General features: G+C 68.9%; 20 protein-coding genes and 1 pseudogene. 11 read left to right on the plus strand and 10 right to left on the minus strand.

The window, feature by feature from the left end; translation table 11 throughout:
- Window positions 1-193: 193 nt before the first annotated feature.
- The gene (locus FOZ76_RS26125; RefSeq protein WP_143951205.1) at window positions 194-2,515 is read right to left on the minus strand and encodes an FdhF/YdeP family oxidoreductase; all 2,322 of its coding nucleotides are present in this window, start codon (window positions 2,513-2,515) and stop codon (window positions 194-196) included.
- A 323-nt stretch (window positions 2,516-2,838) separates the two neighbouring features.
- Here FOZ76_RS26125 and FOZ76_RS26130 point away from each other — a divergent pair, with 323 nt between their 5' ends.
- The 8 genes from FOZ76_RS26130 (at window position 2,839) to FOZ76_RS26165 (ending at window position 11,230) form a co-directional block, all read left to right on the plus strand.
- Window positions 2,839-3,915, plus strand: a complete 1,077-nt coding sequence (locus tag FOZ76_RS26130) for a substrate-binding domain-containing protein (protein WP_143951206.1) — start codon at window positions 2,839-2,841, stop codon at window positions 3,913-3,915.
- A gap of 200 nt (window positions 3,916-4,115) precedes the next feature.
- Window positions 4,116-5,207, plus strand: a complete 1,092-nt coding sequence (gene moaA, locus FOZ76_RS26135) for a GTP 3',8-cyclase MoaA (RefSeq protein ID WP_143951207.1) — start codon at window positions 4,116-4,118, stop codon at window positions 5,205-5,207.
- Between the two features lies 1 nt (window position 5,208).
- Window positions 5,209-5,808 (plus strand): molybdenum cofactor guanylyltransferase MobA, encoded by a 600-nt coding sequence (gene mobA, locus FOZ76_RS26140; RefSeq protein WP_143951291.1) that lies wholly within the window; start codon window positions 5,209-5,211, stop codon window positions 5,806-5,808.
- Between the two features lie 241 nt (window positions 5,809-6,049).
- On the plus strand, window positions 6,050-7,636 hold the full coding sequence (locus tag FOZ76_RS26145) for an AMP-binding protein (protein WP_246129778.1): 1,587 nt from the start codon (window positions 6,050-6,052) through the stop codon (window positions 7,634-7,636).
- A gap of 77 nt (window positions 7,637-7,713) precedes the next feature.
- Window positions 7,714-8,703 carry a Bug family tripartite tricarboxylate transporter substrate binding protein gene (locus FOZ76_RS26150; protein WP_143951208.1) on the plus strand — a complete coding sequence of 330 codons (990 nt, stop codon included), beginning with the start codon at window positions 7,714-7,716 and terminating at the stop codon, window positions 8,701-8,703.
- A 57-nt stretch (window positions 8,704-8,760) separates the two neighbouring features.
- Window positions 8,761-9,552: an enoyl-CoA hydratase/isomerase family protein gene (locus FOZ76_RS26155; protein WP_143951209.1), complete on the plus strand. Its 792-nt coding sequence runs from the start codon at window positions 8,761-8,763 to the stop codon at window positions 9,550-9,552.
- Window positions 9,553-9,594: 42 nt separating this feature from the next.
- Window positions 9,595-10,386 (plus strand): enoyl-CoA hydratase, encoded by a 792-nt coding sequence (locus tag FOZ76_RS26160; RefSeq protein ID WP_143951210.1) that lies wholly within the window; start codon window positions 9,595-9,597, stop codon window positions 10,384-10,386.
- 13 nt (window positions 10,387-10,399) lie between these two features.
- Window positions 10,400-11,230 (plus strand): IclR family transcriptional regulator, encoded by an 831-nt coding sequence (locus FOZ76_RS26165; RefSeq protein ID WP_170235640.1) that lies wholly within the window; start codon window positions 10,400-10,402, stop codon window positions 11,228-11,230.
- Window positions 11,231-11,274: 44 nt separating this feature from the next.
- On the opposite strand, the gene FOZ76_RS26170 is transcribed toward FOZ76_RS26165, so the two are convergent.
- The 5 genes and pseudogenes from FOZ76_RS26170 to moaC all read right to left on the minus strand — a co-directional run.
- Window positions 11,275-12,483, minus strand: a complete 1,209-nt coding sequence (locus FOZ76_RS26170) for a molybdopterin molybdotransferase MoeA (RefSeq protein WP_143951212.1) — start codon at window positions 12,481-12,483, stop codon at window positions 11,275-11,277.
- Window positions 12,476-12,973: a molybdenum cofactor biosynthesis protein B gene (moaB, locus tag FOZ76_RS26175; RefSeq protein ID WP_143951213.1), complete on the minus strand. Its 498-nt coding sequence runs from the start codon at window positions 12,971-12,973 to the stop codon at window positions 12,476-12,478. The genes FOZ76_RS26170 and moaB overlap by 8 nt, the downstream gene beginning before the upstream one ends.
- Before the next feature lie 27 nt (window positions 12,974-13,000).
- Window positions 13,001-13,462, minus strand: coding sequence for a molybdenum cofactor biosynthesis protein MoaE (locus FOZ76_RS26180; protein ID WP_143951214.1), 462 nt, complete (start codon window positions 13,460-13,462; stop codon window positions 13,001-13,003).
- Window positions 13,463-13,825: a MoaD/ThiS family protein gene (locus tag FOZ76_RS28085; protein ID WP_246129786.1), complete on the minus strand. Its 363-nt coding sequence runs from the start codon at window positions 13,823-13,825 to the stop codon at window positions 13,463-13,465.
- 9 nt (window positions 13,826-13,834) lie between these two features.
- Window positions 13,835-14,317: pseudogene (gene moaC, locus FOZ76_RS28090) on the minus strand (cyclic pyranopterin monophosphate synthase MoaC); the annotation flags it as partial.
- Window positions 14,318-14,465: 148 nt separating this feature from the next.
- On the opposite strand from moaC, the gene FOZ76_RS26190 reads away from it, so the two are divergent.
- Window positions 14,466-16,067: a peptide chain release factor 3 gene (locus tag FOZ76_RS26190; RefSeq protein WP_143951216.1), complete on the plus strand. Its 1,602-nt coding sequence runs from the start codon at window positions 14,466-14,468 to the stop codon at window positions 16,065-16,067.
- A 54-nt stretch (window positions 16,068-16,121) separates the two neighbouring features.
- Entirely contained in the window at window positions 16,122-16,775 is a 654-nt protein-coding gene (locus FOZ76_RS26195) for a hypothetical protein (RefSeq protein ID WP_143951217.1), read from the plus strand.
- Between the two features lie 121 nt (window positions 16,776-16,896).
- On the opposite strand, the gene bfr is transcribed toward FOZ76_RS26195, so the two are convergent.
- Window positions 16,897-17,376, minus strand: a complete 480-nt coding sequence (gene bfr, locus FOZ76_RS26200) for a bacterioferritin (RefSeq protein WP_143951218.1) — start codon at window positions 17,374-17,376, stop codon at window positions 16,897-16,899.
- 124 nt (window positions 17,377-17,500) lie between these two features.
- Window positions 17,501-17,821, minus strand: coding sequence for a (2Fe-2S)-binding protein (locus FOZ76_RS26205; protein WP_143951219.1), 321 nt, complete (start codon window positions 17,819-17,821; stop codon window positions 17,501-17,503).
- Between the two features lie 221 nt (window positions 17,822-18,042).
- On the opposite strand from FOZ76_RS26205, the gene FOZ76_RS26210 reads away from it, so the two are divergent.
- Complete coding sequence (locus FOZ76_RS26210; RefSeq protein ID WP_143951220.1) at window positions 18,043-19,458, plus strand: mannose-1-phosphate guanylyltransferase/mannose-6-phosphate isomerase; 1,416 nt, start codon at window positions 18,043-18,045, stop codon at window positions 19,456-19,458.
- Between the two features lie 173 nt (window positions 19,459-19,631).
- On the opposite strand, the gene FOZ76_RS26215 is transcribed toward FOZ76_RS26210, so the two are convergent.
- Window positions 19,632-23,039 carry a glycosyltransferase gene (locus tag FOZ76_RS26215; RefSeq protein WP_143951221.1) on the minus strand — a complete coding sequence of 1,136 codons (3,408 nt, stop codon included), beginning with the start codon at window positions 23,037-23,039 and terminating at the stop codon, window positions 19,632-19,634.
- 32 nt (window positions 23,040-23,071) lie between these two features.
- Complete coding sequence (locus tag FOZ76_RS26220; RefSeq protein WP_143951222.1) at window positions 23,072-23,569, minus strand: hypothetical protein; 498 nt, start codon at window positions 23,567-23,569, stop codon at window positions 23,072-23,074.
- Between the last annotated feature and the right edge of the window lie 42 nt (window positions 23,570-23,611).

Genomic DNA, 23,611 nt, shown 5'->3' on the forward strand with positions numbered 1-23,611 from the left:
CCGCGCACGGCCCGCCTCAGTGAGCCGGATGCGCCATTCGTCGTCCTGCACCTGCACGCTGAGCCAGCCGGCGCCGGCCTCGCCCAGCGGGGCCAGCGCACGCAGCAGCGTGCTTGCCCGCACGCCCAGGCGCTTGGCGAGCCGCGGCAGCGACACCCCCTCGGGGAAGTCGGCCAGCACGGCGAGGACGGACTCAGGCGTGGGCTGCATGACGGGGCTGCACGGTGGCCGCGCCGGCCCTGGCGAGGACCAGCTTGACGGGCACGGACTTGGAAGCGGGGGTGCGCGCCTCGTCGGCGTAGCTCGACAGCGGCACCAGCCCGTTGGTCTCCGGATAGTAGCTTGCCAGGCAGCCACGCGGAATATCGTAGGCGACCAGGCGAAAGTCCTCGGCGCGCCTCGTACTGCCGTCGTCCGCAGCGGTGACGAGGTCCACCCGATCGCCGTCGCGCCAGCCGCGCGCGGCCAGATCCTCGGGATGGATGAAGACTACCCTGCGCTGGCCGTACACGCCGCGGTAGCGGTCGTTCATGCCGTATACCGTGGTGTTGTACTGATCGTGCGAACGCACCGTGGCGAGCAGATAGACCGGCTCGGCCCCCTGCGCAGGCTCGAACGCGGCCGGCAGCGCGGCACGCCGGAACTCGGCCTTGCCCGAGGCCGTGCACCATTCGCGCTCGCTCGCCGGGTTGCGCAGGCGAAAGCCGCCGGGCACGGCGACGCGTTCGGCAAAACCTTCGAAGTCGTCGAACACGCGCTCGATGAGGGTACGGATACGCGCGTAGTCCTCGATCAGCCAGAGCCAGGACACGCGGCTGTGCGCCAGGGTGGCCGCCGCCAGCCGGGCCACGATGGCCGGCTCGGAAAGCAGGTGGGTCGAGGCGGGCGGATTGATGCCCGAGGACAGGTGCACCATGCTCATGGAATCCTCCACCGTGACGCCCTGCGGCCCGGCGGCCTGCACGTCGATCTCGGTGCGGCCCAGGCAGGGCAGGATGAGCGCCTCGCGCCCGTGCAGCAGATGGCTGCGATTGAGCTTGGTCGAGACGTGCACGGTCAGTTCGCAGCGCTGCAGGGCGGCCCAGGTCACAGCGCTGTCCGGCGTGGCCATGGCGAAGTTGCCGCCCATGCCGAAGAACACCCTGGCCTTGCCGTCGCGCATGGCCTCGATGGCGCCGATGGTGTCGTAGCCCGGCTCGCGCGGCGGCTCGAAACCGAACACCTCGCGCAGCCGGTCGAGGAAGGCCGGCGCAGGTTTCTCGTAGATGCCCATGGTGCGGTCGCCCTGCACGTTGCTGTGCCCCCGGACCGGGCAGACGCCCGCGCCAGGGCGGCCCAGGTTGCCGCGCAACAGCAGCAGGTTGACCAGCATGTGGATGGTCGCCACCGAGTGCCGGTGCTGGGTGATGCCCATGCCCCAGCACACGATCACCTTGCCGGCATCGGCGTAGGCCTGGCCCGCCTTGCGCAACTGCGCCTCGGACAGCCCGCTGGCGCGTTCGAGCGCCGTCCAGGATTGCGCCCGGATGTCATCGACGAACTCGGCGCAGCCCTGGGTGTGCTCGGCGATGAAGGCGTCGTCCAGCACGGCCGGCCGGCCCGCGGCGCGCGCCGCCGCATCGAGTTCGAGCACATGCTTGATCATGCCCATGACCGCGGCCAGATCGCCGCCGATGCGCACGGTGAAGTAGTCCGAACTGATGCGCGTGCCGCCGCCGGTGAGCATCTCCAGCGGGTCCTGCGGGTCGGCGAACTTCTCCAGGCCGCGCTCGCGCAGCGGATTGAAGGACACGATGGCGGCACCCCGCTTGGCCGCGCGGCGCAGCTCGCCGAGCATGCGCGGATGGTTGGTGCCGGGATTCTGGCCGAAGATGAAGATCGCATCGGCAAGCTCGAAATCATCCAGCGTGACCGTGCCCTTGCCCACGCCGATGCTCTGCTTGAGCCCGACCCCGCTGGGCTCGTGGCACATGTTGGAACAATCGGGGAAGTTGTTGGTGCCGAACTCGCGCACGAAGAGCTGGTACAGGAAAGCCGCCTCGTTGCTGGTGCGCCCCGAGGTGTAGAAAATGGCTTGGTCGGGCGAGGCGAGCGCGTTCAGGTGGCGCGCGACGAGCGCGAACGCATCGTCCCACGCGATCGGCCGGTAGCGGTCGGTCAGCGCGTCGTAGACCATCGGCTCGGTCAGCCGGCCCTGGTCCTCGAGAAAGAAATCGGATTCCTCGAGCAGCTCGGTGACGGTATGCCGCGCGAAGAATTCCGGCCCCACGCGCCGCGCCGTGGCCTCGGCCGCGACCGCCTTCACGCCGTTCTCGCAGAACTCGAAGGTGGAGGCGTGATCCTTGTCCGGCCACGCACAGCCCGGGCAATCGAAGCCGTCCGGCTGGTTGGCCGACAGCAGCGTGCGCGCGCCCTTCCAGGGGATGTCCTGGTGCAGCAGTTGCGACGCCACGCTCTTCAAGGCCCCCCAGCCGCCTGCCGGCCGGGAGTAGAAACGGATCTTCTCGGAACTCATCACACCACCAATTTATGTTTTATCGAACATAAATAACGCGAATCATGCGCTTTCCTTGGGAATTTATCACCGTGAGGCAGACGCACCAAGCCTAATTAATAGGCATAAAAAAACATAATTTAAGAGACCCGAATCCGTCATGCCAATGCATCGGCGAAACACCCGAGGGCCGGCGCAGGCGGCCGGACCCGGCCAGGCTTGTTCGCCGGCGAATCGCTCGATTATCATGTTCGGGACAGCATGAAACGGGCTCATCAACCGAGGCGCTTCTCTGGCCCGCCCTCCCCCTCGCCGGCACGCAGCGTGCTGCTTTTCTGCTTTCCATGACATATAAATTCCGCATCGGCCTGCGTTCGGGCTGGCTGCTCACCCAGCCCGGCGGCGAGAGCATCGCCCTGCACGGCGTGCTGGAGCTGCTGGCCGCCATCGACGCCACCGGCAACATCACCGCCGCCTGTCGGCAGTGCGGCGTGTCGTACCGCCACGCCTGGGGGCTGCTGCGCCGCTTCGAGGTGCTGTTCGGCGCACCCCTGTTGGTGACGCAGCGGCGCCGCGGCACGCACCTGTCGCCGTTCGGCGAGCGCCTGCTGTGGGCCAACCGCCGTATCGAGGCCCGTCTCACGCCCACGCTGGAGAGCCTGGCGTCGGAACTGCAGGAAGAGCTGGAAAGCCTGCTGCCGCAGAGCGAGCCGCACCTGCGGCTGCACGTCAGCCACGGCTTCGCGGTGGAAGCCCTGATGCAGCTCCTGGCCGAGCGGCCACCGGCGGTGGAGTTGCGCTACCGCACGGCCATCGAAGCCCTGGCCGCGCTGGACGGCGGCGAATGCGACCTTGCCGGCTTCCAGGTGCCCATGGGCGAGTTCGAGGCGCCCATGCTCGAACAATACGGACGCTGGCTGCGCCCGAACGATCACGTGCTCGTCGAACTGGCCCGGCGCCAGACCGGCCTGTTCGTCAGGCCCGGCAACCCCAAGCGCATCCACGGCATGTCCGACCTCGCGCGCGCGGACGTGCGCTTCGTCAACCGCCAGATCGGGTCCAGCACCCGCCTGCTCGCGCATCTGCTGCTCGAGCGCGCGGGCGTCCCCGCCGAGCGCGTCAACGGCTTCGAAACCGCCGAGTTCACGCACATGGCGGTCGCCGCCCACATCGCCAGCGGCATGGCCGACACCGGTCTGGGCGTGCGCACCGCAGCCGCGCGCTTCGGCCTGGATTTCGTCCCGATCGCCGACGAGCGCTACTTCTTTGCAGTCCGGCGCGCAATGCTGCACACTGGGTCCATGCAAGCATTGCTGGAAATCCTGCGCGGCCCGACGCTGCGCCAGGCCTTGGCCGAACTGCCGGGCTACGACGCCACCCACGCCGGCCGGGCTCAGACTTTTGACGAGGCGTTCGCATGAGCGCACCCGCACGGCCGCTCCGAAGGGGGCGCGATTCCTCCCGTGGGGAGGATGCCGCGCAGCGGCAGGAGGGCTCACCCCCCATCGCACCCGCACGGCCGCTCCGAAGGGGGCGCGACTCCTCCCGCGGGGAGGATGCCGCGCAGCGGCAGGAGGGCGCACCTCCCATCGCACCCGCACGGCCGCTCCGGCGCGTGGTCATGCTCGCGCAGGCCGGTACGCCCGCGCTGCAGCCACCGCCTTTCGCATGGCGCCCCGCCTCGGCGGGGCCGGTGGCCGACACGCGCGCGCGCGTGCTGCGCGACCTGCGCATCTCCGTCACCGACCGCTGCAACTTCCGCTGTTCGTACTGTATGCCGCGCGAGGCCTTCGGCCCGGACCATCCCTTCCTGCCCCACGGCGACCTGCTCAGCTTCGAGGAGATCGCCAGGCTGGCGCGCATCTTCGTGCAGCGCGGCGTCACCAAGCTGCGCCTGACGGGCGGCGAGCCGCTACTGCGGCGGAACATCGAGGCGCTGATTGCGCAGTTGTCGCCCCTGCGCACGATGGACGGGCGCCCGATCGACATCGCCCTGACCACCAACGGCAGTCTGCTCACGCGCAAGGCCGCGGCGCTGGCCGATGCCGGCCTGCGCCGGGTCACCGTGAGCCTCGATGCGCTCGAACCCGCGCTCTTTGCCGAACTGAGCGACAGCAAGGTGAGCGTGCACGAGGTGCTGCGCGGCATCGACGCCGCAAGCGCGGCCGGGCTGGCCCCGATCAAGGTCAACGTCGTTGTGCGCAGGGGCGTCAACGACGACCAGATCCTGCCCATCGCCCGCCACTTCCGGGGCAGCAGCCACATCGTGCGCTTCATCGAGTACATGGACGTGGGCAACACCAACGGCTGGCGGCCCGAGGAAGTCGTCTCCGGCGCGCAGATCCTCGCGCGCATCGGCGAGGCGTTCCCGATCGAGCCGCTGCCCGGCAATGCGCCGGGCGAGGTGGCGCGCCGCTGGCGCTACGTCGATGGCGGCGGCGAGATCGGCGTCATCACCAGCATCAGCCAGACCTTCTGCGGCGACTGCAACCGCGCCCGGCTGTCCCCGGAGGGCGGGCTCTATCTCTGTCTGTTCGCCAGCCAGGGGCACGACCTGCGCGCCCTGCTGCGCAGCGGCGCCAGCGACGCCGCCATCGCCGCCACCCTGGACACGATCTGGAGCGCCCGTACGGATGCGTATTCGGAGCAGCGGGCGGCCCGCGGTGCCGACCCGAGCTCGCCGCGTATCGAGATGAGCTACATCGGTGGCTGAGATGCGTGGCCCGGGCCGGACCGGCATCACCGGGCTGATCCTGGCCGGCGGCCAGGGCCGCCGCATGGGGGGCGTCGACAAGGGGCTGCTCGAACTGCAGGGCCGCCCGCTGGTGGCGCACGTGCATGCCCGCTTCGCGCCCCAGGTGCATTCGGTGTGGATCAGCGCCAATCGGAACCAGGGGCTGTACGCCGCCTGGGCCGAACGCGTCGTGCCGGACCTTCCCGGACTCGCCGACTGCGGCCCCCTGGGCGGCATCGCCGCCGCCCTGGCTGCGGTGGACACCCCCTGGCTCGCCAGCGTCGCCTGCGACATGCCGCATCTGCCCGAGGATCTCGTCGCCCGGCTCGCCGACACCGTCGGCGCCGGCGCGCCGGCCGCGGTGGCCGAGGCCGCCGGCCGCCTGCATCCGGTCTGCATGCTGGTACCCGCCACGCTCGGCCCCGGCCTGCAGGCCTGGCTGGCCGGCGGCGAACGCCGGGTCCAGGCCTGGCTGCAGAAGATCGGCGCGGCACGCGTCGCCTTCCCGGACGAGCACACGTTCGCCAACGTCAATACGCCCGACGACCTGCGCCGGCAGGACACCGCGCGGCCGGCCTGAAGTGCGTGGTCCCGCCCCTTGCGGCCGGCCATGGGCGCGGCCACGGGCACCAGCGCGAATGCGTAGCGCCTCGTTCGCCACCTCGTCCGACGGTGCGGCACTATTTGTCCCATCATTTTACGAACGCTCAGGATCACCTGAAAAAAGCGCTGGCGTCGTCGCGCGGTTCTCGCTACCATTAAATCGACAAACAATCGTCGTAATTGATATTCAATTACTCCGCCTTCAGCGAGGGGTGCGCATGTCCGAGCCTACGGCCCTGGCCCACGATTCCCGGCATATCGAAATGGCGATGCCGACCGAGGAAACCATCGGTCGGATTCTGCAGCGCACCGCCCGCGAGGCGCCCGATCGGGTGTATTGCACCTTCCTTGGCGAGACGATCACCTGCGCCCAGCTCAACGCCCGGGCGAACCAGATCGCCCACCTGCTGCTCGCGAACGGCCTGAAGAAAGGCGACCGGGTGGGGCTCATGCTGCCGTCGCATCCGGAACACCTCTACGCCATCTTCGCGCTCGCCAAGCTCGGCCTGGTGCGCGTCCCGGTGAACGTGCACCTCGTCGGCGAACCGCTCGCCCACATCCTGCGGCACATGCGGCCCGACCTGGTGATCGCCGACGCAGGCCATCGCCAGAAGCTGCAGGCGCTGGATTCCCCGCCCCAACGGGTGCTGTGGCGAGACGACGGGCATGGGGAATTCGACGCCTGGCGTACACAGCCGGACAGCGAGCCGCCCTTTGACGTCGCTCCCGACGACATCATCGTGCTCACGCCGAGTTCGGGGACCACCGGCCTGCCCAAGGGCGTCAGGAAATCCGATCGCCATATGCGCGCGGGCCCGGCAACCGTGCTGCGCATGACGGACGCCCAGCCCGGCGATGTATTCCTGTTCTGGGAGCAGCTTCATCACGGCGCCGGCGTCACCGTATCGATCGCGGCCCTGATCGGCGGCTTCCAACTGGCGATGCAGGAGAGCTTCAGCGCCTCGCGCTTCTGGGATCAGGCGCGTGCGGCGGGCGCGACGCACATTCATTACCTGGGCTCTGTCCTGCCCATGCTGCTCAAGCAGCCCGAGCGTCCGGACGATCGCGAGCATCGGGTCCGCATCGCCTGGGGCGGCGGCTGTCCGAGCGCCATCTGGAAGCGCTTCGAACAGCGCTTCGGCGTACAGATCCGCGAAGGCTACGGCATGTCCGAACTCCTCAACTTCGTCACCCTGAACCCCGATGGCCGCGTGGGCTCGATAGGTCGCCCCCTGTCGTGCTACGACATCCGCCTGGCCGACGATGCGGGCCGTGCGGTCGCCGACGGCGAGATCGGTGAAATCACCGTGCGGGCCCGGATTCCCGAACTGGGCTTTCTGGGCTACCTCGACAACCCCGAAGCCGAGGCCGCGTCGTACCGCGACGGCTGGTTCCTCACGGGCGACCTGGCGACCCAGGATGCCGACGGCCATCTGTTCTACGCCGGACGCAAGAAGGACATGCTGCGCCGGCGCGGCATCAACATCTCCGCCTGGGAAGTCGAATCGGTGTTCGCCCGCCACCAGGCGATCGAAGAGGTCGCGCTGGTCGGCGTACCCAGCGAGCTGGGCGAGGACGAACTCAAGCTGTTCGTGCGGCTCAAGGATGGCCATCGGGTTTCCGAGCGGGAACTCGTGGAATGGAGCCTGGCGCACCTGCCCTACTTCCAGGTGCCGCGCTATATGGTGTTCATCGATGAATTCCCGAAGACGCCGACACAGCGCATCCAGAAGAAGGAGCTTTCCCGATCCACCGATGCAGTCTGGGATCGGGAACGCGAAGGATTGACGGCAAAACGCTTGTGACATCGGCCGCGCGAAGCTGCCGGCTCGGCCCGCTGCGTCCTGGCGCCGCAGTACCACCTACTTCCCTGGGGAACGTGATGACAATGCGCATGGCGGTATGGAAGTCCATGGTTGGAGCCCTGCTCCTGGCGGCCGGCACAGTCCCGGCGTCGGCAGCCGGGTATCCGGATCGGCCCATCACCCTGTTTGTCGGCTTTTCTCCGGGCGGTGGCGTGGACGTGGTGGGGCGCCTGCTGGCGCAGCACCTGGGCGAGGCGTTGAAGACGCCCGTCGTGGTCGAGAACAAGGCAGGGTTCTCCGGCAACCTGGCCGCCCAGCAGGCGAGCCGCGCGCCGGCCGACGGCCATACGCTCCTGATGACGCCGGCGACCACCTATGTACTCTCGCAGAAGCTGATGGGCGCCGATGCGGTAGGCTACGACCTGCTGCGGGACTTCGACGCCGTCAGCAGCGTGGGCGAGATCCCGCTGGTGCTGCTGGCCAAGGCCCCGCTCGACGCACACAGCCTGCAGGACCTCGCAGCCCGCGACAAGGCCAATGACGGCACACCGATGACCTACGGCTCATCCGGCGTCGGCTCGATCGAGCACGTCGCGATGGAGCTGTTGCGCGAGAAGACCGGACAGAAGCTGACCCATGTTCCCTACAAAGGCTCCAGCCCTACGATGACCGATCTCCTGGGCGGCCAGATCGACCTCGCGTTCGCAACCGCCCCTACCGCGCTGGCCAACCTGCCCTCGGGCCGGGTGAGCGCGCTGGGCATCACATCGGCGGAACGTTCGGCGTTCCTGCAGGAAGTACCTACATTCTCCGAGCAGGGGGTCGACGACTTCACCGTCGCCTCGCTGTTCGCCCTCCTGGCTCCCAAAGGCGTCGACGCTGCTCGCCTCCAGACGCTCAACGAGGCCGTCACCGCAGTCCTGCGCAAGCCCGAGGTGGTCAAGAGACTGGCCGATCTGGGCGTGACGGCCACGCCTTCGAGCCTGCCCGAGTCCGCCGAACGCATGCGCCGCGAAGCGGACGCCTGGAACCAGGCCATCGACCGGACCGGCATTTCCGCCGAATAGCAACACAGAGCGCCCGCCGCGGGCGCTCGTACGACTCTCGCAAGGAACTTCGACACCATGGCAAGCCTTAACCAGAACAACAACGAGACATGCGGCCTGGCCATACAGCAGGGCGTTGCAACCCTCACGCTGCAGCGGCCCGAAGTCCTCAATGCCTTCAACCGCACCCAGCGGGTGGAGATGGTCCAGGCCCTGCGCGAGGTGGCACAGGACGACAGCGTCCGGGTGCTGGTGATCACCGGCCAGGGCAAGGCGTTCTGCGCCGGCCAGGACCAGAACGAAAGCGCCGCGATGGATGCCGCCGCGTCCGCCGACCGGATCGACGAATTCATGGCGCTCTATCGCGAGATCCGCGGGCTGCGCAAACCCATCATCGCCCGGCTGAACGGGGTGGCGGCAGGCTCCGGCCTGCAGATCGCGCTGCTCGCGGACCTGCGCATCGCGGCCGAGTCGGCCCGGATCGGCATGACCGAGCTGAACGTCGGCTCCACGCCGATCACCGGCAGCGCCCTGCTCTGGGAGATCGCGGGGCAGGCCGCCACCAAGCGCCTGATCCTGCTCTCGGAGATCGTGTCGGCGGGCGAGGCGCTGGCCCTGAACATCGTCCATGAAGTGGTGCCGGACGCAGCCCTCGATACCCGGATTGCCGAGATCACGGCACGCATCAAGCGCTGGGAACCCACGACCGTGGCGTTGACCAAGGCCTGGTGGGAGAGCATGGACGACGATCTCTTCGAGCGCATGGCCGCCACCGCGCGCAGCGCCCACGCCGAGAACTTCGCCAGCGGCGCCTACAGCGCCGGCGCCAAGCGCTTCAAGACGCGCAGCGCCGGCGGCACGAGCGACTGAGCCGTTACACTGCCCTCGCGATCCCGCAAACGGAACCAGACGATGACGACAGACACCCAGACTGCGCCGGACGGCGCGACCCGGCTGACGATCGACGGCCCCGTGGCCCGCATCTGCTTCGATCGGCCGCATGCGCGCAACGCCGTGACATGGTCGATGTACGAGGAACTGGCCGCCATCTGCGGCACCCTGAGATCGGCACCCGACATCCGCGCGGCCGTGTTCCGCGGCGCGGGTGGCCGCGCTTTCGTGGCGGGCACCGACATCGGGCAATTCGTCGACTTTCGCAGCGGCCAGGACGGCGTGGACTACGAACGCAAGGTCGATGCCATCATCACCGCGGTCGAGACCCTGCCCATGCCCACCATTGCCGTCGTGGAGGGATATGCCGTGGGCGCCGGCCTGGCGCTGGCGAACGCCTGCGATCATCGCGTCGCTACCACGGGCAGCCGCTTCGGCGCGCCCATCGCCCGGACGGTGGGCAACTGCCTCTCCGCGGTCAATGTGCAAAGGCTGGCCCGGTCCCTGGGCGAGACGGCCGCGGCCCGTATTCTCATGTTCGGCCAGTTGCTGCCGGCCGAATCCCTGCCAGCCCTGTACCTGGACATCGTGGCGCCGGAAAGCCTGGACGCCCACGTGCAAGGCCTGTGCGACACCCTGCTCTCGCATGCGCCTTTGACGGTGGGCGCGGCCAAGCAGGCAATCGCCCGTGCGCGCGGGACATTCGTGCCGCAGGACGATGACATCGTCGAGCGCGTGTACGCCAGCGAAGATTTCCGCGAAGGTGTGCGCGCCTTCATCGCCCATGACACACCGCAGTGGCGCGGCCGCTGAACGACGCCGCACCATGAACGAAAAAAGCGAACCCACCGGCCCCGCCGATGCGGACACGACGCCGGCGTACGGCCCGGCGCCCGATGCCCGACTGTTCGTCGCGGGTGTGGAAAAAGGCCTGCGCATCCTCGAGTGCTTCGACGAACGCACGCCCGCGCTCACGATCGGAGACATCGACGCCCGCTGCGGGCTGGGCCGCAGCGCCACGCAGCGCTATGTCTACACCTTGCAGTGGCTGGGCTACCTCAGGCGCGACGACGCCACGCGCTGCTTCTCGCCCACCCTGCGCGTGTTCAACCTCATGCGCTCGCTGAGCGGCATGCGCAGCCTCATCGAGCGAGATGCGCCGCGCCTGGCGGAACTGGCGCGAACCACCCGGGAGACCGTCTCCTGGATCGAACTCGACGGCGACGAGATCGTGGTACTGGCCAACTATCCCAGCACCCACATCACCCACGTCAACCTGCCGGTCGGCAGCCGCTTCCCCGCCCTCAGCTCGTCGTCCGGCAGGGTGCTGCTGTGCAATCTGCCACCGGCCGAATTGCTGGAGAAGATCCGCGCCATGCCGCCGCACGAGCGCAGTGTGTTCGGCGCCCGCAGCGACCCGGACATCCTGGCGCTCATACAGCGACCCGCCAAGGACGGCTACGCCATCACCACCAACAAGGTGCAGAACAGCATCTCCATCTCGGCGCCCGTGCGCGATGTCTCCGGCCGCACCACCGCGGTCATCAACCTTTCCACCCTGCGCACGCGCTACGACCGGGCCGGCGCCCAGCGCATCCTGCTGCCGCAGGTGCTGGCGCTGGCTGCCGAGGTGTCGGTGCCGCGGGCTCCACGCTAGCCGGCGGCGACGCTGCCGGACAGGCCCGGCCCGCGCGGCGCCGGTCAGCTCAACCAGGACGCCAGCGGGTAATACGCAACGACATCGCCGTCGCCGCGCGTGGCGTCGGCCGGAATCCGCGCCAGCCCGTCGGCCCAGGGCAAGGCGCTCATGATGCCGGAGGTCTGGCCGCGATGCGGCGTCAGGACGAGGCGGCCCGCCTCGTCGGCGGCCGCGCGCACGCGCAGGAAGTTCTCGCGGCTGTCCGAGCTCGGCGTGGCAGTGCGCAGCACGCCATGCTGCACCGGCGGGCGCACCCCGGTGCGGCCCTGCATGCGCCGCAGCATCGGCGAGACCAGTACGGTGAAAACGGCGAAGGCCGACACCGGGTTGCCCGGCAGGCAGACGACCGGCGTGCCGCGCACGGCCCCCAGGGCGACGGGCTTGCCGGGCTTCATGCGCACTTTCCAGAGGGCGAGCCGGCCGCCCAGCGATTCCAGGACCGGCTTGACGAGATCCTTCTCGCCCACCGACACACCACCCGCAGTCAGCACGATGTCGCAGTCGCGCGCCAGGGCCAGGATCGCCTCGCCGAGCGCGGTCTCGTCGTCGCGCGCATGGCGCGTAGCGCCGACCTCGGCGCCCAGCCCCTCGACCAGGGCGGCCAGCATCGGCGCGTTGCTGTCATAGAGCTGATGGAGGGCGCGCGCGTGGCCCGGCTGCACCAGTTCGTCGCCGGTGCTGAGGATGCCCACGCGCAGGCGCGGCCAGACGACCAGCTCGGCATGGCCCTGCGTGGCCAGCAGGGCGACGTGCGCGGCCGTCAGGCGGGTGCCGGCGGCGGCGATGCACGTCCCCGGAGCGATGTCTTCGCCAGCGCGGCGGATGTGCTGGCCCAGCGTCGGCGCTTCGCGCACCTGTACGTGGCCGTCGCGCTCGTCGCAGTCTTCCTGCATGACCACGGTGTCCGCCCCCGCCGGGATGAGGCTGCCGGTGAAGAGGCGGATGGCATGGCCGGCGCGCAGCGGCTCGGGCATCTCGCCGGCGTAGCAGCGCTGTTGCACCGGCAGCCCGGCACCGGCAGCCAGGTCGGCCAGGCGCACGGCGTAGCCGTCCATGGCGCTGTTGTCCGCCGGCGGCAGCGCCACCTCGGCATGTACGTCCTGTGCCAGCACCCGGCCCAGCGCCGCGCGCAGCGCGCAGGCCTGCGGCTGCGTCGTCGGGGCCGGCGCCGCGTCGAGCAGTTGCTGCTGGGCCGCGTCGAACTCAAGCATCGTCGAACTGGGTGGCGAAGTTGCAGGGTTTGGTGGTTTCGTCGAACTGGTGCTTCAGGATGCCCTCCCAGGCAGTCTCGCAGGCATGGGTGGAGCCCGGCAGGCAGAACACGAGCTTGCGGTTGACCTGCCCGGCCACGGCGCGCGACTGCAAGGTGGCGCTGCCGATCTCCTTGAAGGAGATGTAGCGGAACAGCTCGCCGAAGCCCGTGATCTCCTTGTCGAGCAAGGGCAGCACCGCCTCGGGCGTGGAATCGCGGTGCGAGAAGCCGGTCCCGCCGGTGGTGATGATCACCTGCACGCAGTCGTCGGCGATCCAGTCGCTCAGCACTTTGCGGATCCGGTAGATGTCGTCCTTCACGATCTGCCGCGCGACCACTTCATGGCCCGCGCGCGCCAGCGTCTCGGCGAGATAGTTGCCCGAGGTGTCGGTGCCCGCGTCGCGGGTATCACTGACCGTCAATACCGCGCACTTTAGCGACTTGCTCATTGCGATGCTCCTTGTCCTTGTTCAGCGTCACTCGCTCGATTGCCATCCGGCCGTCCGCTCGCGGTCGGCGTCCTTCTGTTCCACCCAGAACTGCCGGCCGCTGGCCAGTTCCTCGCGCTTCCAGAACGGCGCTCGGGTCTTGAGCGCGTCGATCATGAACTCGCAGGCGCGAAAGGCGTTGCCGCGGTGCGGGCAGGCCGCGCCGACGAAGACGATCTGGTCGGCGCGCGCAAGCGCCCCCACGCGATGCACGATGGCGTAGGCCGACAGCCCCCAGCGCTCGCGCGCGGACTCGCCGAGTTCGCGCAGCACGCGCTCGCACATGCCGGGGTAATGCTCCAGGTACAGCGTTTCGGTCGGCTCGTCGGGCGCGAAATCGCGCACGTAGCCCGTGAACGTGACCAGGGCGCCGGCCGCGCCCGCGCTCGCCGCGCGCAGCCGTGCCTGCAGTGCGCCCGCATCGAAATCGGCTTGCTGCACGAGGATCATTCAGCCTCCCGTCACGGGTTCGAATACCGCCACTTCGTCGCCGGGGTGGATCGTGGCGTCGAGCCCGGCGTGCTCCTGGTTCACCGCCAGCTCCAGCCGCGCGAGCGCACCCATCTCCGGATAGCGGCCGGCCAGTTGGCGCAGCAGCTCGGCGCCGGTCAGCGGCTGCGGGCAGTCGAGCGCCTCGCCGCGCCGCCCGGTGATCTCGGCGATGCGCGCGAAATACACCAGCGCGATCGACTGCGCCTGCCCGCGCGGCCCGGCTTGCGGGGCCGGGTCGGCCACCGGAACAACGGCCCCGGCCTCGCCAGGATCGCCGGCCCGCGCCGGATCGGCGCTCGCCACGGACTCCACGCCTTGCACGCCGGGCGCGCGCCATTCGCCGCTCTTGCCGCCGGCCTTGTAGAGCAGACGCACCTCCTCGAGCACGATGCCCTTGTCTGCGGCCTTGCACATGTCGTAGATGGTGAGCCCGGCAATGCTGCAGGCCGTCATGGCTTCCATTTCGACGCCGGTCTTGTAGTCGCTGCGGCAGGTGGCGGTGATCCGGACCACGCCGTTCGGCTCGTCCAGCGAGAAATCGATGCCCACGAAGCTGAGCGGCAGCGTATGGCACAACGGGATCAGCTCGGCGCAGCGCTTGGCGGCCAGCACCCCGGCCACCCGGGCCGTGTTGAGCACCTCGCCCTTGCCGCGATCCTGGCGCGTGAGCAGGCCGAAGGCGTGCGCGCTCATGCGCACGCGGGCCCGGCAGACCGCCACCCGCTGCGTGCTCGCCTTGTCGCCGACATCGACCATGCGGATCTGGCCGGCATCGTCCAGGTGGCTGAGGAAGGAGGAATCGTGAGGGTTCATGGCACCAAGGGGGGTACGGGGTACGCCGCGGGTGGGGTGCGCGCAGGCGCGGACGCACGCGCGCGTACGAAAAACAGAGGTCAGGTCCAGTCTTCGATCATAGCCGAGGCCCGGGTGTTCCCGGACGACCGGTTAAAATGCGTGCCCCATGAATATTCCCCAGGAAGTCGCCCGTCGGCGCACATTCGCCATCATCTCCCACCCGGACGCGGGCAAGACCACGCTCACGGAGAAGCTCCTGCTGTTCGCAGGCGCGATCCAGATCGCCGGCAGCGTGAAGTCCCGCAAGGCCTCGCGCCACGCGTCCTCGGACTGGATGGAGATCGAAAAGCAGCGCGGCATTTCCGTCGCATCCTCCGTGATGCAGATGGAATACCGCGACTGTGTCATCAACCTGCTCGACACTCCCGGGCACCAGGACTTCTCGGAGGATACCTATCGGGTCTTGACCGCGGTCGACGCGGCGCTGATGGTGATCGACGCGGCCAACGGCGTGGAGCCGCAGACGATCCGCCTGCTGCAGGTGTGCCGTGCGCGCAACACGCCCATCATCACCTTCGTCAACAAGTTCGACCGCGAGGTGCGCGAACCGCTCGATCTGCTGGCGGAGATCGAACAGCACATCGGCATGGACGCGGTGCCCTTTTCCTGGCCGGTGGGCATGGGGCGCACCTTCCGCGGCGTGTTCGACATCCGCAACGACCGCATGCGCGTGTTCCGCCCCGGCCAGGACCGCCTGGGCACGGATGACGACGAGTTCGTCCAGGGCTTGGACAACCCCGTCCTCACGGAACGCTTCGACAGCGAATTCGCCAAGGCGCACGACGAGATCGAGCTCCTGAGCGAAGCGGCGGTGCCCTTCGACCAGCAGGCTTTCCTGGACGCCCGGCAGACGCCGGTGTTCTTTGGCTCGGCGGTAAACAACTTCGGCGTGCAGGAAGTGCTCGATACGCTGGTCGAGCGCGCGCCCACGCCCGGGCCGCGCCAGGCGCAGGAGCGCGAAGTGCGCCCCGAGGAACCGAAGTTCACCGGCGTGGTCTTCAAAGTGCAGGCGAACATGGACCCGGCCCACCGCGACCGCGTGGCCTTCGTGCGCGTGAGCAGCGGCCACTTCCAGCGCGGCATGCGGCTGACGGTCAGCCGCACCGGCAAGGAGATCCGCCCCAACAACGTGGTGTCGTTCCTGTCGCAGCGCCGCGACCTGCTCGACGACGCCTACGCGGGCGATGTCATCGGCATTCCCAACCACGGAGTGTTGCATTTAGGCGACGTTCTCACCGAGGGCGAGAAATTGCAGTTCACGGGGCTGCCCTTCTTCGCGCCGGAGCTGTTCCAGGCCGTGGAAGTGGCCGATCCGCTGCGCACCAAGCAGTTGCGCACCGGCCTCACCCAGCTCGGCGAGGAAGGCGCGATCCAGGTGTTCCGCCCGGCCGTGGGCAGCACGCTGCTGCTGGGCGCCGTCGGGCAACTGCAGTTCGAAGTCGTGGCCCATCGCCTGAAGACCGAGTACGGGGTCGAGGCACGCCTCTTGCACAGTCGCTACACGATGGCGCGCTGGCTGTCGGCCGAGGACCCGAAGGAGCTCAAACGGTTCATCGACGGCAATCTGGCCAACATCGCCTACGACGTCGTGGACGCCGTGGCATTTTTGGCAACATCTTCGGCGCAGCTTCGCGTTGCCCAGGAGCTTTACCCGAAAGTACAGTTCCATGCGTTGAGAGAACACGGTAGCCAGGTGTTCACCGGATAGTCCGCCGGGCGCGCAGCGGCGCGCCCCGATCCTTTTTACGGAGGAAGTCCCATCATGTGGGCCCGCATTTCCCTGTCCTTGCTGGCAGCACTGCTCTTGGCCGCCGCAGCAGGGGCGTGGCTCGGCCAGTTGCTGGTGCAGGGCGCGCCATTCGGCCCGGCCACGCCCGGCCCCGGCGACACCACCACACAGATTTCGCGCGTGGGCACGGACGGCCAGGCCCAGGTGCCCGAACCCCCTCAGCCTCGTGTCGACGGCACGCTGGGCGTGCCCTCGCGCGGCGCCCTGACGTCCGGCCAGACGGTGCCGCTGGTCTCGGTGCTCGAACAGGAGAACCGTGGCATTGCGGTCTCGGGCTCCCAGCCGGCGCCCGACATCGGCGCTTTCGTGGCCAACCTGGAAGGCCAACGGCAAGGCCCCGGCCAGTTCAATGTCGCGCCGGTGGAAACGGGAGCGGCGGACGCCGGCGGCCAGCGCGCCGAACTGCCGCCGGAGCTGGCGTTCGCCGTCGCCCGCCCGGCCGACGAGCCCGCACGCCCAGCCTGGCAGGAGTCGCTGTCGGCCAGCCTGGGCCGCTGCGCCAGCCAGCGCTTCTTCAGCCCCGCCGAGTGCGAGCAGCGCCTGCGCATGCAGTACTGTGAACCCAACGGCGGCTGGGGCCGGGTGCCCGAATGCCCCGCCGGCACGCGCAACGCCAGCTTGCGCTGACGGCGGCCGGCCCGGCTCCACCGTGGCGCTGCCCCCGAGGAGGCGCTTTTCGGCTTGGCGCTGACGGACGGCAAAAAAAAGCGCCACCAGGCGCTTTTTTTTCGTCCATGCAACCCCGGCCTCAGTCCGACTCGGGCGACATCTGAGACTGCAGATAGTTCTGCAGCCCGACCTGTTCGATCAGGCCGATCTGGGTTTCGAGGTAGTCGATGTGCTCTTCGGTATCGTCGAGGATGTCCTGCAGCAGATCGCGCGAGACATAATCGCGCACCGACTCACAGTGGGCGATGCCGTCCTTGACCGTCACTTGAGCGGCGGTCTCGAGATTGAGGTCGCACTGCAGCAGTTCGGGCACGTTCTCGCCGATCTGCAGCTTGTGCAGATCCTGCAGGTTGGGCAGGGCATCGAGCATGAAGATGCGCTGGATCAGCCGATCGGCATGCTTCATTTCGCCGATGGATTCTTCGTACTCGTGCTTGCCGAGCTTTTCCAGGCCCCAGTGACGCAGCATGCGCGCGTGCAGGAAGTATTGGTTGATCGCGGTCAGCTCGTTGGTGAGCTGAGCGTTCAGGTATTGGATGACAATGGGATCGCCTTTCACGTGCTTCTCCTGGCAAAGACGGTTTCGCTACAGACGCGTACCTTAACAGGGGAATGCGCACGTTCGGAGGCCTCCGCTCACGATCGTGAGCGGGTATGCAAACGACAATGGAAATCAGTAGGAATCAGGCCGCTTCGGCCAGCGACGGGGCCGTGCGCGGCACGCGCGAAATCCAGCGCACCGGCGCGCTCAGGGCGGGGGCCATGGGCATGCGGGCCGGCGCCGGCGTGCGTGCCAACTGGCGCTGCGCGGCGTGCGCGCTGGAATGGCATGCGGCAGGCCCGGGGCAGCCGCCCGGCAGCAGCGCAGCGGCCGCGCCGGCGCAGGTGCCGCAGCAGCTTGCGACGCCGGTTTCGAGCTGCAGCTCCTCGAAGCTGCGCGCCCCGGCGGCCACGCTCTCGCGCAGTTCGGCCTCGGTGATGCCATTACAGATGCAGATGTACATAGAGCGATGTCAGCCGTGAAGCCCGCCTCCGCCATGCTGCCCACGAAGACGATAGATAACGCGAACAGGAATAATTATTAATTAATATCGCATCCAGGGCAAGTCGACAGCCTGCCTTTTTTCCCCTCGGCAACAAGGGCCCGTACGGGTGCTCGACAGTATTCACAGGCCGTTACCACTCCATGCTGCGCCGGGCTTTGTAACCGCTATACTCGCCGCCTATGAGCACGGTCCCAGTCATTCTTTCCGGCGGGCGCGGCGCGCGCCTGTGGCCGGTTTCCCGCGAGCTGCACCCCAAGCCCTTCATCCGGCTTGCCGATGGCGCCAGCCTGCTTCAAAAAGCTTTCCTGCGCGCGGCGAACCTGCCCGGCGTCTCGGAGGTTCTCACCGTCACCAACCGCGATCTGTACTTCAAGACCGCGGACGAATACAACGAAGTCAACCGGCGGCGTACCGACCTGGGGTTCATCCTGGAGACCGAGGGCCGCAACACCGCCCCGGCCATCGCCGCCGCCGCGCTCACCGTGGGCGAGCGGCATGGCGAGGACACCGTGCTGCTCGTGCTCACGGCGGACCACCTGATCGCCGACCTGGACGCCTTTGGCAAGGCGGTCGAGCAGGCCGCTGGCCTCGCCGGGCAGGGCCGCGTGGTCACCTTCGGCATCAAGCCCGAGAGCCCGGAGACGGGCTACGGCTACATCGAGGCCGACGGCCACGACGTGCTGCGCTTCGTCGAGAAGCCCGACCTGCAAACGGCCCGCGAATACCTGCAGAGCGGCCGCTTCCTCTGGAACTCGGGCATGTTCTGCCTGACCGTGCGCACCGCCCTGCAGGAGCTCGAGGCGCACGCGCCCGAGGTGCTGGCGGCCGTGCGCGCCACGCTCGCCGCATCGAACACCATCGCCGGCGACGGCCGCTACCAGATCGATCTCGCCGCGGCCGAGTTCGCCAAGGCGCCGGACATCTCGATCGACTATGCGCTCATGGAGAAGACGCACAAGGCCGCGGTCGTCTCGTGCGCCATCGGCTGGAGCGACGTCGGCTCGTGGAACGCCATCGGCGAACTGGTCGAGCCCGACGCCTCGGGCAACCGCGTCGACGGCAACGCCATGCTGCACGAAGCGCACAACTGCTACGTGCGCAGCCATGACCGCCTGGTCGCCGCCGTGGGTGTGCAGGACCTGGTCATCGTCGACACGCCCGACGCCGTGCTCGTGGCCGACCGCCACCGCGTGCAGGAGGTCAAGCACATCGTCGAGCGCCTGCGCGCCGACGATCACGATGCCCACCGCCTGCATCGCACCGTGCACCGCCCCTGGGGCACCTACACCACGCTCGAGGAAGGCGAACGCTTCAAGATCAAGCGCATCGTCGTCACCCCCGGCCACAGCCTGTCGCTGCAGATGCACCACCACCGCAGCGAGCACTGGGTCGTGGTGAGCGGCATGGCCACCATCGTCAACGGCGAGAACACCATCAGCCTGGGGCCCAACCAGTCCACCTACATCCCCGCCGGCTGCCAGCACCGCCTGGCCAACCCCGGCAAGCTGCCGCTGGTGCTCATCGAGGTGCAGAGCGGCGAATACCTGGGCGAAGACGACATCGTGCGCTTCGAGGACGTCTACGGGCGCAGCTAGATCGGTTCGCGGGTCGCGCAGCGCGTCGCCAACGCCGCCCTCAGGGGCGGCGTTGTGCTTTCCGGCTTTCCGCGTCTTCAGCGGGCAAGCGTAAGCAGATACCTTGCTACATGCCTGCTTGCAAGTGGACAAATCCCAGTGCAGCCGCGTTGCGCGGTTCGGGACACGCTACGTCACTGGCCCTGCCCGTACGGCAGCCGCGCGGGCGGCGCCACATCGTTGGCGTCGCCCTCGAGCATGGCGAGCAGCCGGCGCGAGATATCCGGCCAGCGCCGCGCGTCGCACCAGCGCCGTCCCCGCTCGGCGAGCGCCGCCAGCTCGGCCTCGTCGTTCATCAGCATCCACAGCCCTTCGGCGACGGCAGCGTCGTCCATGCCGTGCAGGCGGTGCACGGCGTCGGCAACCTCGTCGAAGATGCCGAGCGGCGTCACCACCACGGGCTTGCCGGTGGCCAGCCCGCCGCGGACCGCGCCGCTCGCGGACTCCTGGGTCTCCTGGTAGGGATAGACGATGAGCTCTGCGGTCTGCAGCCACGCCTGGCTCTCGGCGTCCGGCAGGAAGTCGGTGATCATCGTCACCCGGCCGTGCAGCCCCAGGCGCTCGACGAGCGCTTCGCAATCGCGCTTTTCCTGCTCGGACACGGGCGCCGGATAGAGCGCGGTGACGAACAGCAGATGCAGGCTCGCATCCAGACGCGCGAGGCGCGCGAACGCACGCAGCAGCGTCTGCGCGCCCTTGTGCGGCAGCAGAAAGCCATACATCGCGACGATCCGCTTGCCCGCCAGACCGCGCGCGCGGCGCTCGGCCTCGGCATCGACCGGCGCCAGCACAGGCACGCCGTGCGGCAACAGCATCACGTTCTCGACCAGCCCGAACGACTTCAGCCGGTTCATGTCTTCCACGCTGTGCACCACGATCTGGTGGGCCTGCGAGAGATCGACGTTGACCACGGACAGCGAGATGCGATCGCCCTGCTCCTTGCGCACGACGTCCGCGCTCGAGTGCAGGAAGACGTAGCTGCGCACGCCGCGCTCGCGCAGGCGGCGCACGAGCCGGCCCAGCGCGCGCACGGAGAAGAAGCCGAAGTTGTACTGGATCACCACCGCGTCGACGTCCGCCGACTCGAGCTGGGCTTCGACGTCCGCCAGCACGTCGTTGTCGATGTCCTCCCGCCAGCAGCGCCGCACGAAATCCTCGTCCTCGCCGAGCTGGGCGTGGGCGTGCGCGGCGAGCATGAGCAGGCGGTCGCGCGGAATGGCCTGGGCGAGAAAAGCCGAATACGTCGCGATGCCGCAGCGCGTGTTCCAGGAGGACACCCAGGCCACGCGCGGCTCGCGGCGCCAGCCGGGCGCCGCCTCGACCGCCGCGATGGCCGCGCGGGCGCGCTCGGCCACCCGTGCCCAGGTGTACTCGTTGAGAACGAGCGCGCGCGCCGCCTCGGTGCGCCGGGCCCGGCCGGCGGGCGACAGGCCGTGCACTTCGCGCATCAGCTCGGCCAGATGGCTGGCCTTGGGATCGGCCCAGACCGAATGCGGCACGCCGAGATGGCTGCGCGCGAAGGCGAAATCGAAATCGCACAACCAGGCCGTCTCGGGCGTGCAGAAATCGCGGTGGCCGCCCCAGGCGGTGACGATCACCGGCAGATCGAACAGCATCGCCTCGGCCATGGGCATGCCGAAGCCCTCGCCCCGGCTCGGCGCCACCAGGGCCTGGCAGGCCTGGTAGAGCCAGAGCAACTGCTCGTCCGGGATGTCTTCGTTGATGATGGCGACCCGGGGATAGTCGTGGTCGCGTGCCTGCCAGCGGGCCAACTGCTCGAACACATCGTTGTGCGGGTTCGGAAAGGTCTTGATGACGAGGACCACGTCGTCGGCACGCCGGAACGCCTTGCCCCAGGCTTCGAGCAGCACGTCCACGCCCTTGCGCGCAAAGCACGAGGACACGTGCAGAAAGCGAAAGCCGGCCTCTGCCTCGGCGGGCAGGGCGAACGGCTGCGGCGTACGCGCCAGCACGTGATCCACGCCGATGCCCGTGGTCACGATGGGCGTGCGTATCCCGCTCTGGCGCAGGATGCGCGCCGAGGAGGTCGCTGCCGTGGTGACCAGGTCCAGGCCGCGATTGAACGCGGCCACATAGGCCGCCGGAAACACCGACTCCTCCCAGCAATAGGCGTGCATGACGCGCAGCTCGCCGCGCATGCCGTCCACCCACGGCGGATACTGGAAACGCAGCGATACGCGCGGTGGCGCGCCGAACTGGCGCTGCGTCCGCGCGCGCTGCGCGAGCAGCGCAGCCTCGGGCGCATGGCGCTCCAGCCAGTCGGGCTCCTGGCTGCCGCCCTGCGCGCCCTGGCCGTCCAGGCCGACGTCCACATCCTGCGCAGCCAGCGCCAGCGCCATGTTGCGATTCACGATCGCCAGGCTGTAGAACGAGTCGACGGGGCCTTCGACCTGCCAGTACTCGCCGTCCGGACCCTCGGCCGGCATGGGCGGCGCAATCGGTGCATGGATCTGCAGGCCGCCGAGGTAGGTGGCCAGCCCCTCGCGCAGGTTGTGCGTCTCGTAGCGTGCGAGGTTGCGCCGCTGGCCGCGCAGAATGCGCCGGCGCAGGCCGGGCTGGGTGAGCACCGTGTGCATCAGCGCGGCGATGTCGCGCGGCTCGCGCGTCGCGTGCTCGAGCACGAGCCCGCCTTCGCCCATGGTCGCGGCGAGCGCCCCCGCATCGCGCGCGATCACCGGCACGTCGTGCTGCATGGCCTCGATGACCGGCATGCAGAAGCCTTCGTGCTCGCTCAGGCACACGAACAGCGAAGCCGACCGGTACAGCGCCTGCAGGCCGGCCTCGTCCACCTTGCCGGTGATCCAGACGCGCGACTCGCCGCCGCGCGCCTGCGCCATGTCGCGCAGGCGACGCTCGTATGCCTCGCTGGTGGTGCCCCCGGCCAGGATCAGCCGGGCCGGCTGGTCGGTGTAGTGCAGGAACTCGTCGAACACCTCGATCAGCTCGTGCTGATGCTTGTTCTCGTTGATCCGGCCGACGAAGAGGATATTCAGCGTCTGGTGCAGTCGCCCGGCGAGTTCGGCATCCCAGGGCAGACCGCGCGTGGCGTCCAGGTCGACCAGCAGCGCCAGCGTGACGACGTTGGCGTAGCCCGCCTCACGCAGTTCCTCGCTGTTGTAGTCCGAATCGCCGATCGCGCCCACGCACTGCGGCGCCCAGCGCCGCAACTGCTCGCGGCCCAGGCACGCCAGGCGCTGCAGGTCCTCGCCGTGCAGCAGGTGCGGCGGCGTGATGTTGTGATAGATCAGGATGCGCGGCGCGGCCAGGCTCTCGAGCCAGGCGTCGTCGTCGAACCCCAGGCTGTGGTGCTGCAGCAACACGTAGTCCGCGCCGGCGGGTAGCTGCGCGAGCAGGTGCACTTCCTCGCTCAACGAAGGCGGCGGCGGCTCGATGCAGAAGATCTCGGATTCGTAGCCCAGCTCTCGCAGCAGGCGACGGGTGTAGAACAGGCTCTTGGTGACACCATCACCCACCGAGCAGCTCGGGTGGAACTGGTGAATGGCGCGAACGGGTGATGGCATGGAAGAAGAAAAGGGGTCGCGACGCGGCAGCGTCAGAAGGAGCGGCGAGCCGGCTCGCCGCGCTGGCGTTCGGCCAGCGTGACGCGCAGCCGGCCCATGTCGCGCAGCAGATCGCCCTGGGCGCGGCGCAGCTCGTCGAGTTCGCGCTGCATGGCATGCCGCTGTTCGCGCAATACCTGCACCTCGTCGCGCAGTTGCCGCCGCCAGCGCGGCAGCGTGGCCCAGGCGTGCAGCCAGCCCAGGGCGCCGCCCAGGAACGGCAGCGCCCTGACGCGTGCGCGCGGCGAAATCCCGGGCGCCGTCGCGGCGAGCAGGCCGCGCCGCGTGTACGCCAGCACGCCGCCGAGCACGGGAACGGCGCGCAGGCGCGCGCGCCATCCGGACGCCGACGGCGTGTCGGCCTCGGCCTCGAGGGCTGCCGGCGTATCCACCAGGGGCGGCACGTCGGTATTGCGACGCGTACCTGCCGCGCGCAGCACCGCGGCCTGCAGGCCGGGGAAATCGATGTCGGGATTGTTCGGTCGAAACATGGCAAGACAGTGAAAGCCGGGACGCGCCGGCACCCGCCGATT

Source organism: Verticiella sediminum (assembly GCF_007558815.1).
In the GTDB taxonomy this organism is placed as follows: Bacteria; Pseudomonadota; Gammaproteobacteria; order Burkholderiales; family Burkholderiaceae_B; genus Verticiella; species Verticiella sediminum.

Coding starts and splice junctions, on each gene's coding strand:
- FOZ76_RS26150 (WP_143951208.1), top strand. CDS start 7,714: ATGACAATGCGCATGGCGGTATGGAAGTCCATGGTTGGAGCCCTGCTC.
- FOZ76_RS26165 (WP_170235640.1), top strand. CDS start 10,400: ATGAACGAAAAAAGCGAACCCACCGGCCCCGCCGATGCGGACACGACG.
- moaB (WP_143951213.1), bottom strand. CDS start 12,973: ATGAGCAAGTCGCTAAAGTGCGCGGTATTGACGGTCAGTGATACCCGC.
- FOZ76_RS26190 (WP_143951216.1), top strand. CDS start 14,466: ATGAATATTCCCCAGGAAGTCGCCCGTCGGCGCACATTCGCCATCATC.
- FOZ76_RS26160 (WP_143951210.1), top strand. CDS start 9,595: ATGACGACAGACACCCAGACTGCGCCGGACGGCGCGACCCGGCTGACG.
- FOZ76_RS26125 (WP_143951205.1), bottom strand. CDS start 2,515: ATGAGTTCCGAGAAGATCCGTTTCTACTCCCGGCCGGCAGGCGGCTGG.
- FOZ76_RS26180 (WP_143951214.1), bottom strand. CDS start 13,462: ATGATCCTCGTGCAGCAAGCCGATTTCGATGCGGGCGCACTGCAGGCA.
- FOZ76_RS26130 (WP_143951206.1), top strand. CDS start 2,839: ATGACATATAAATTCCGCATCGGCCTGCGTTCGGGCTGGCTGCTCACC.
- FOZ76_RS26195 (WP_143951217.1), top strand. CDS start 16,122: ATGTGGGCCCGCATTTCCCTGTCCTTGCTGGCAGCACTGCTCTTGGCC.
- FOZ76_RS26215 (WP_143951221.1), bottom strand. CDS start 23,039: ATGCCATCACCCGTTCGCGCCATTCACCAGTTCCACCCGAGCTGCTCG.
- FOZ76_RS26210 (WP_143951220.1), top strand. CDS start 18,043: ATGAGCACGGTCCCAGTCATTCTTTCCGGCGGGCGCGGCGCGCGCCTG.
- FOZ76_RS26205 (WP_143951219.1), bottom strand. CDS start 17,821: ATGTACATCTGCATCTGTAATGGCATCACCGAGGCCGAACTGCGCGAG.
- moaA (WP_143951207.1), top strand. CDS start 4,116: ATGCTCGCGCAGGCCGGTACGCCCGCGCTGCAGCCACCGCCTTTCGCA.
- FOZ76_RS26170 (WP_143951212.1), bottom strand. CDS start 12,483: ATGCTTGAGTTCGACGCGGCCCAGCAGCAACTGCTCGACGCGGCGCCG.
- FOZ76_RS26155 (WP_143951209.1), top strand. CDS start 8,761: ATGGCAAGCCTTAACCAGAACAACAACGAGACATGCGGCCTGGCCATA.
- mobA (WP_143951291.1), top strand. CDS start 5,209: ATGCGTGGCCCGGGCCGGACCGGCATCACCGGGCTGATCCTGGCCGGC.
- FOZ76_RS26145 (WP_246129778.1), top strand. CDS start 6,050: ATGTCCGAGCCTACGGCCCTGGCCCACGATTCCCGGCATATCGAAATG.
- FOZ76_RS26220 (WP_143951222.1), bottom strand. CDS start 23,569: ATGTTTCGACCGAACAATCCCGACATCGATTTCCCCGGCCTGCAGGCC.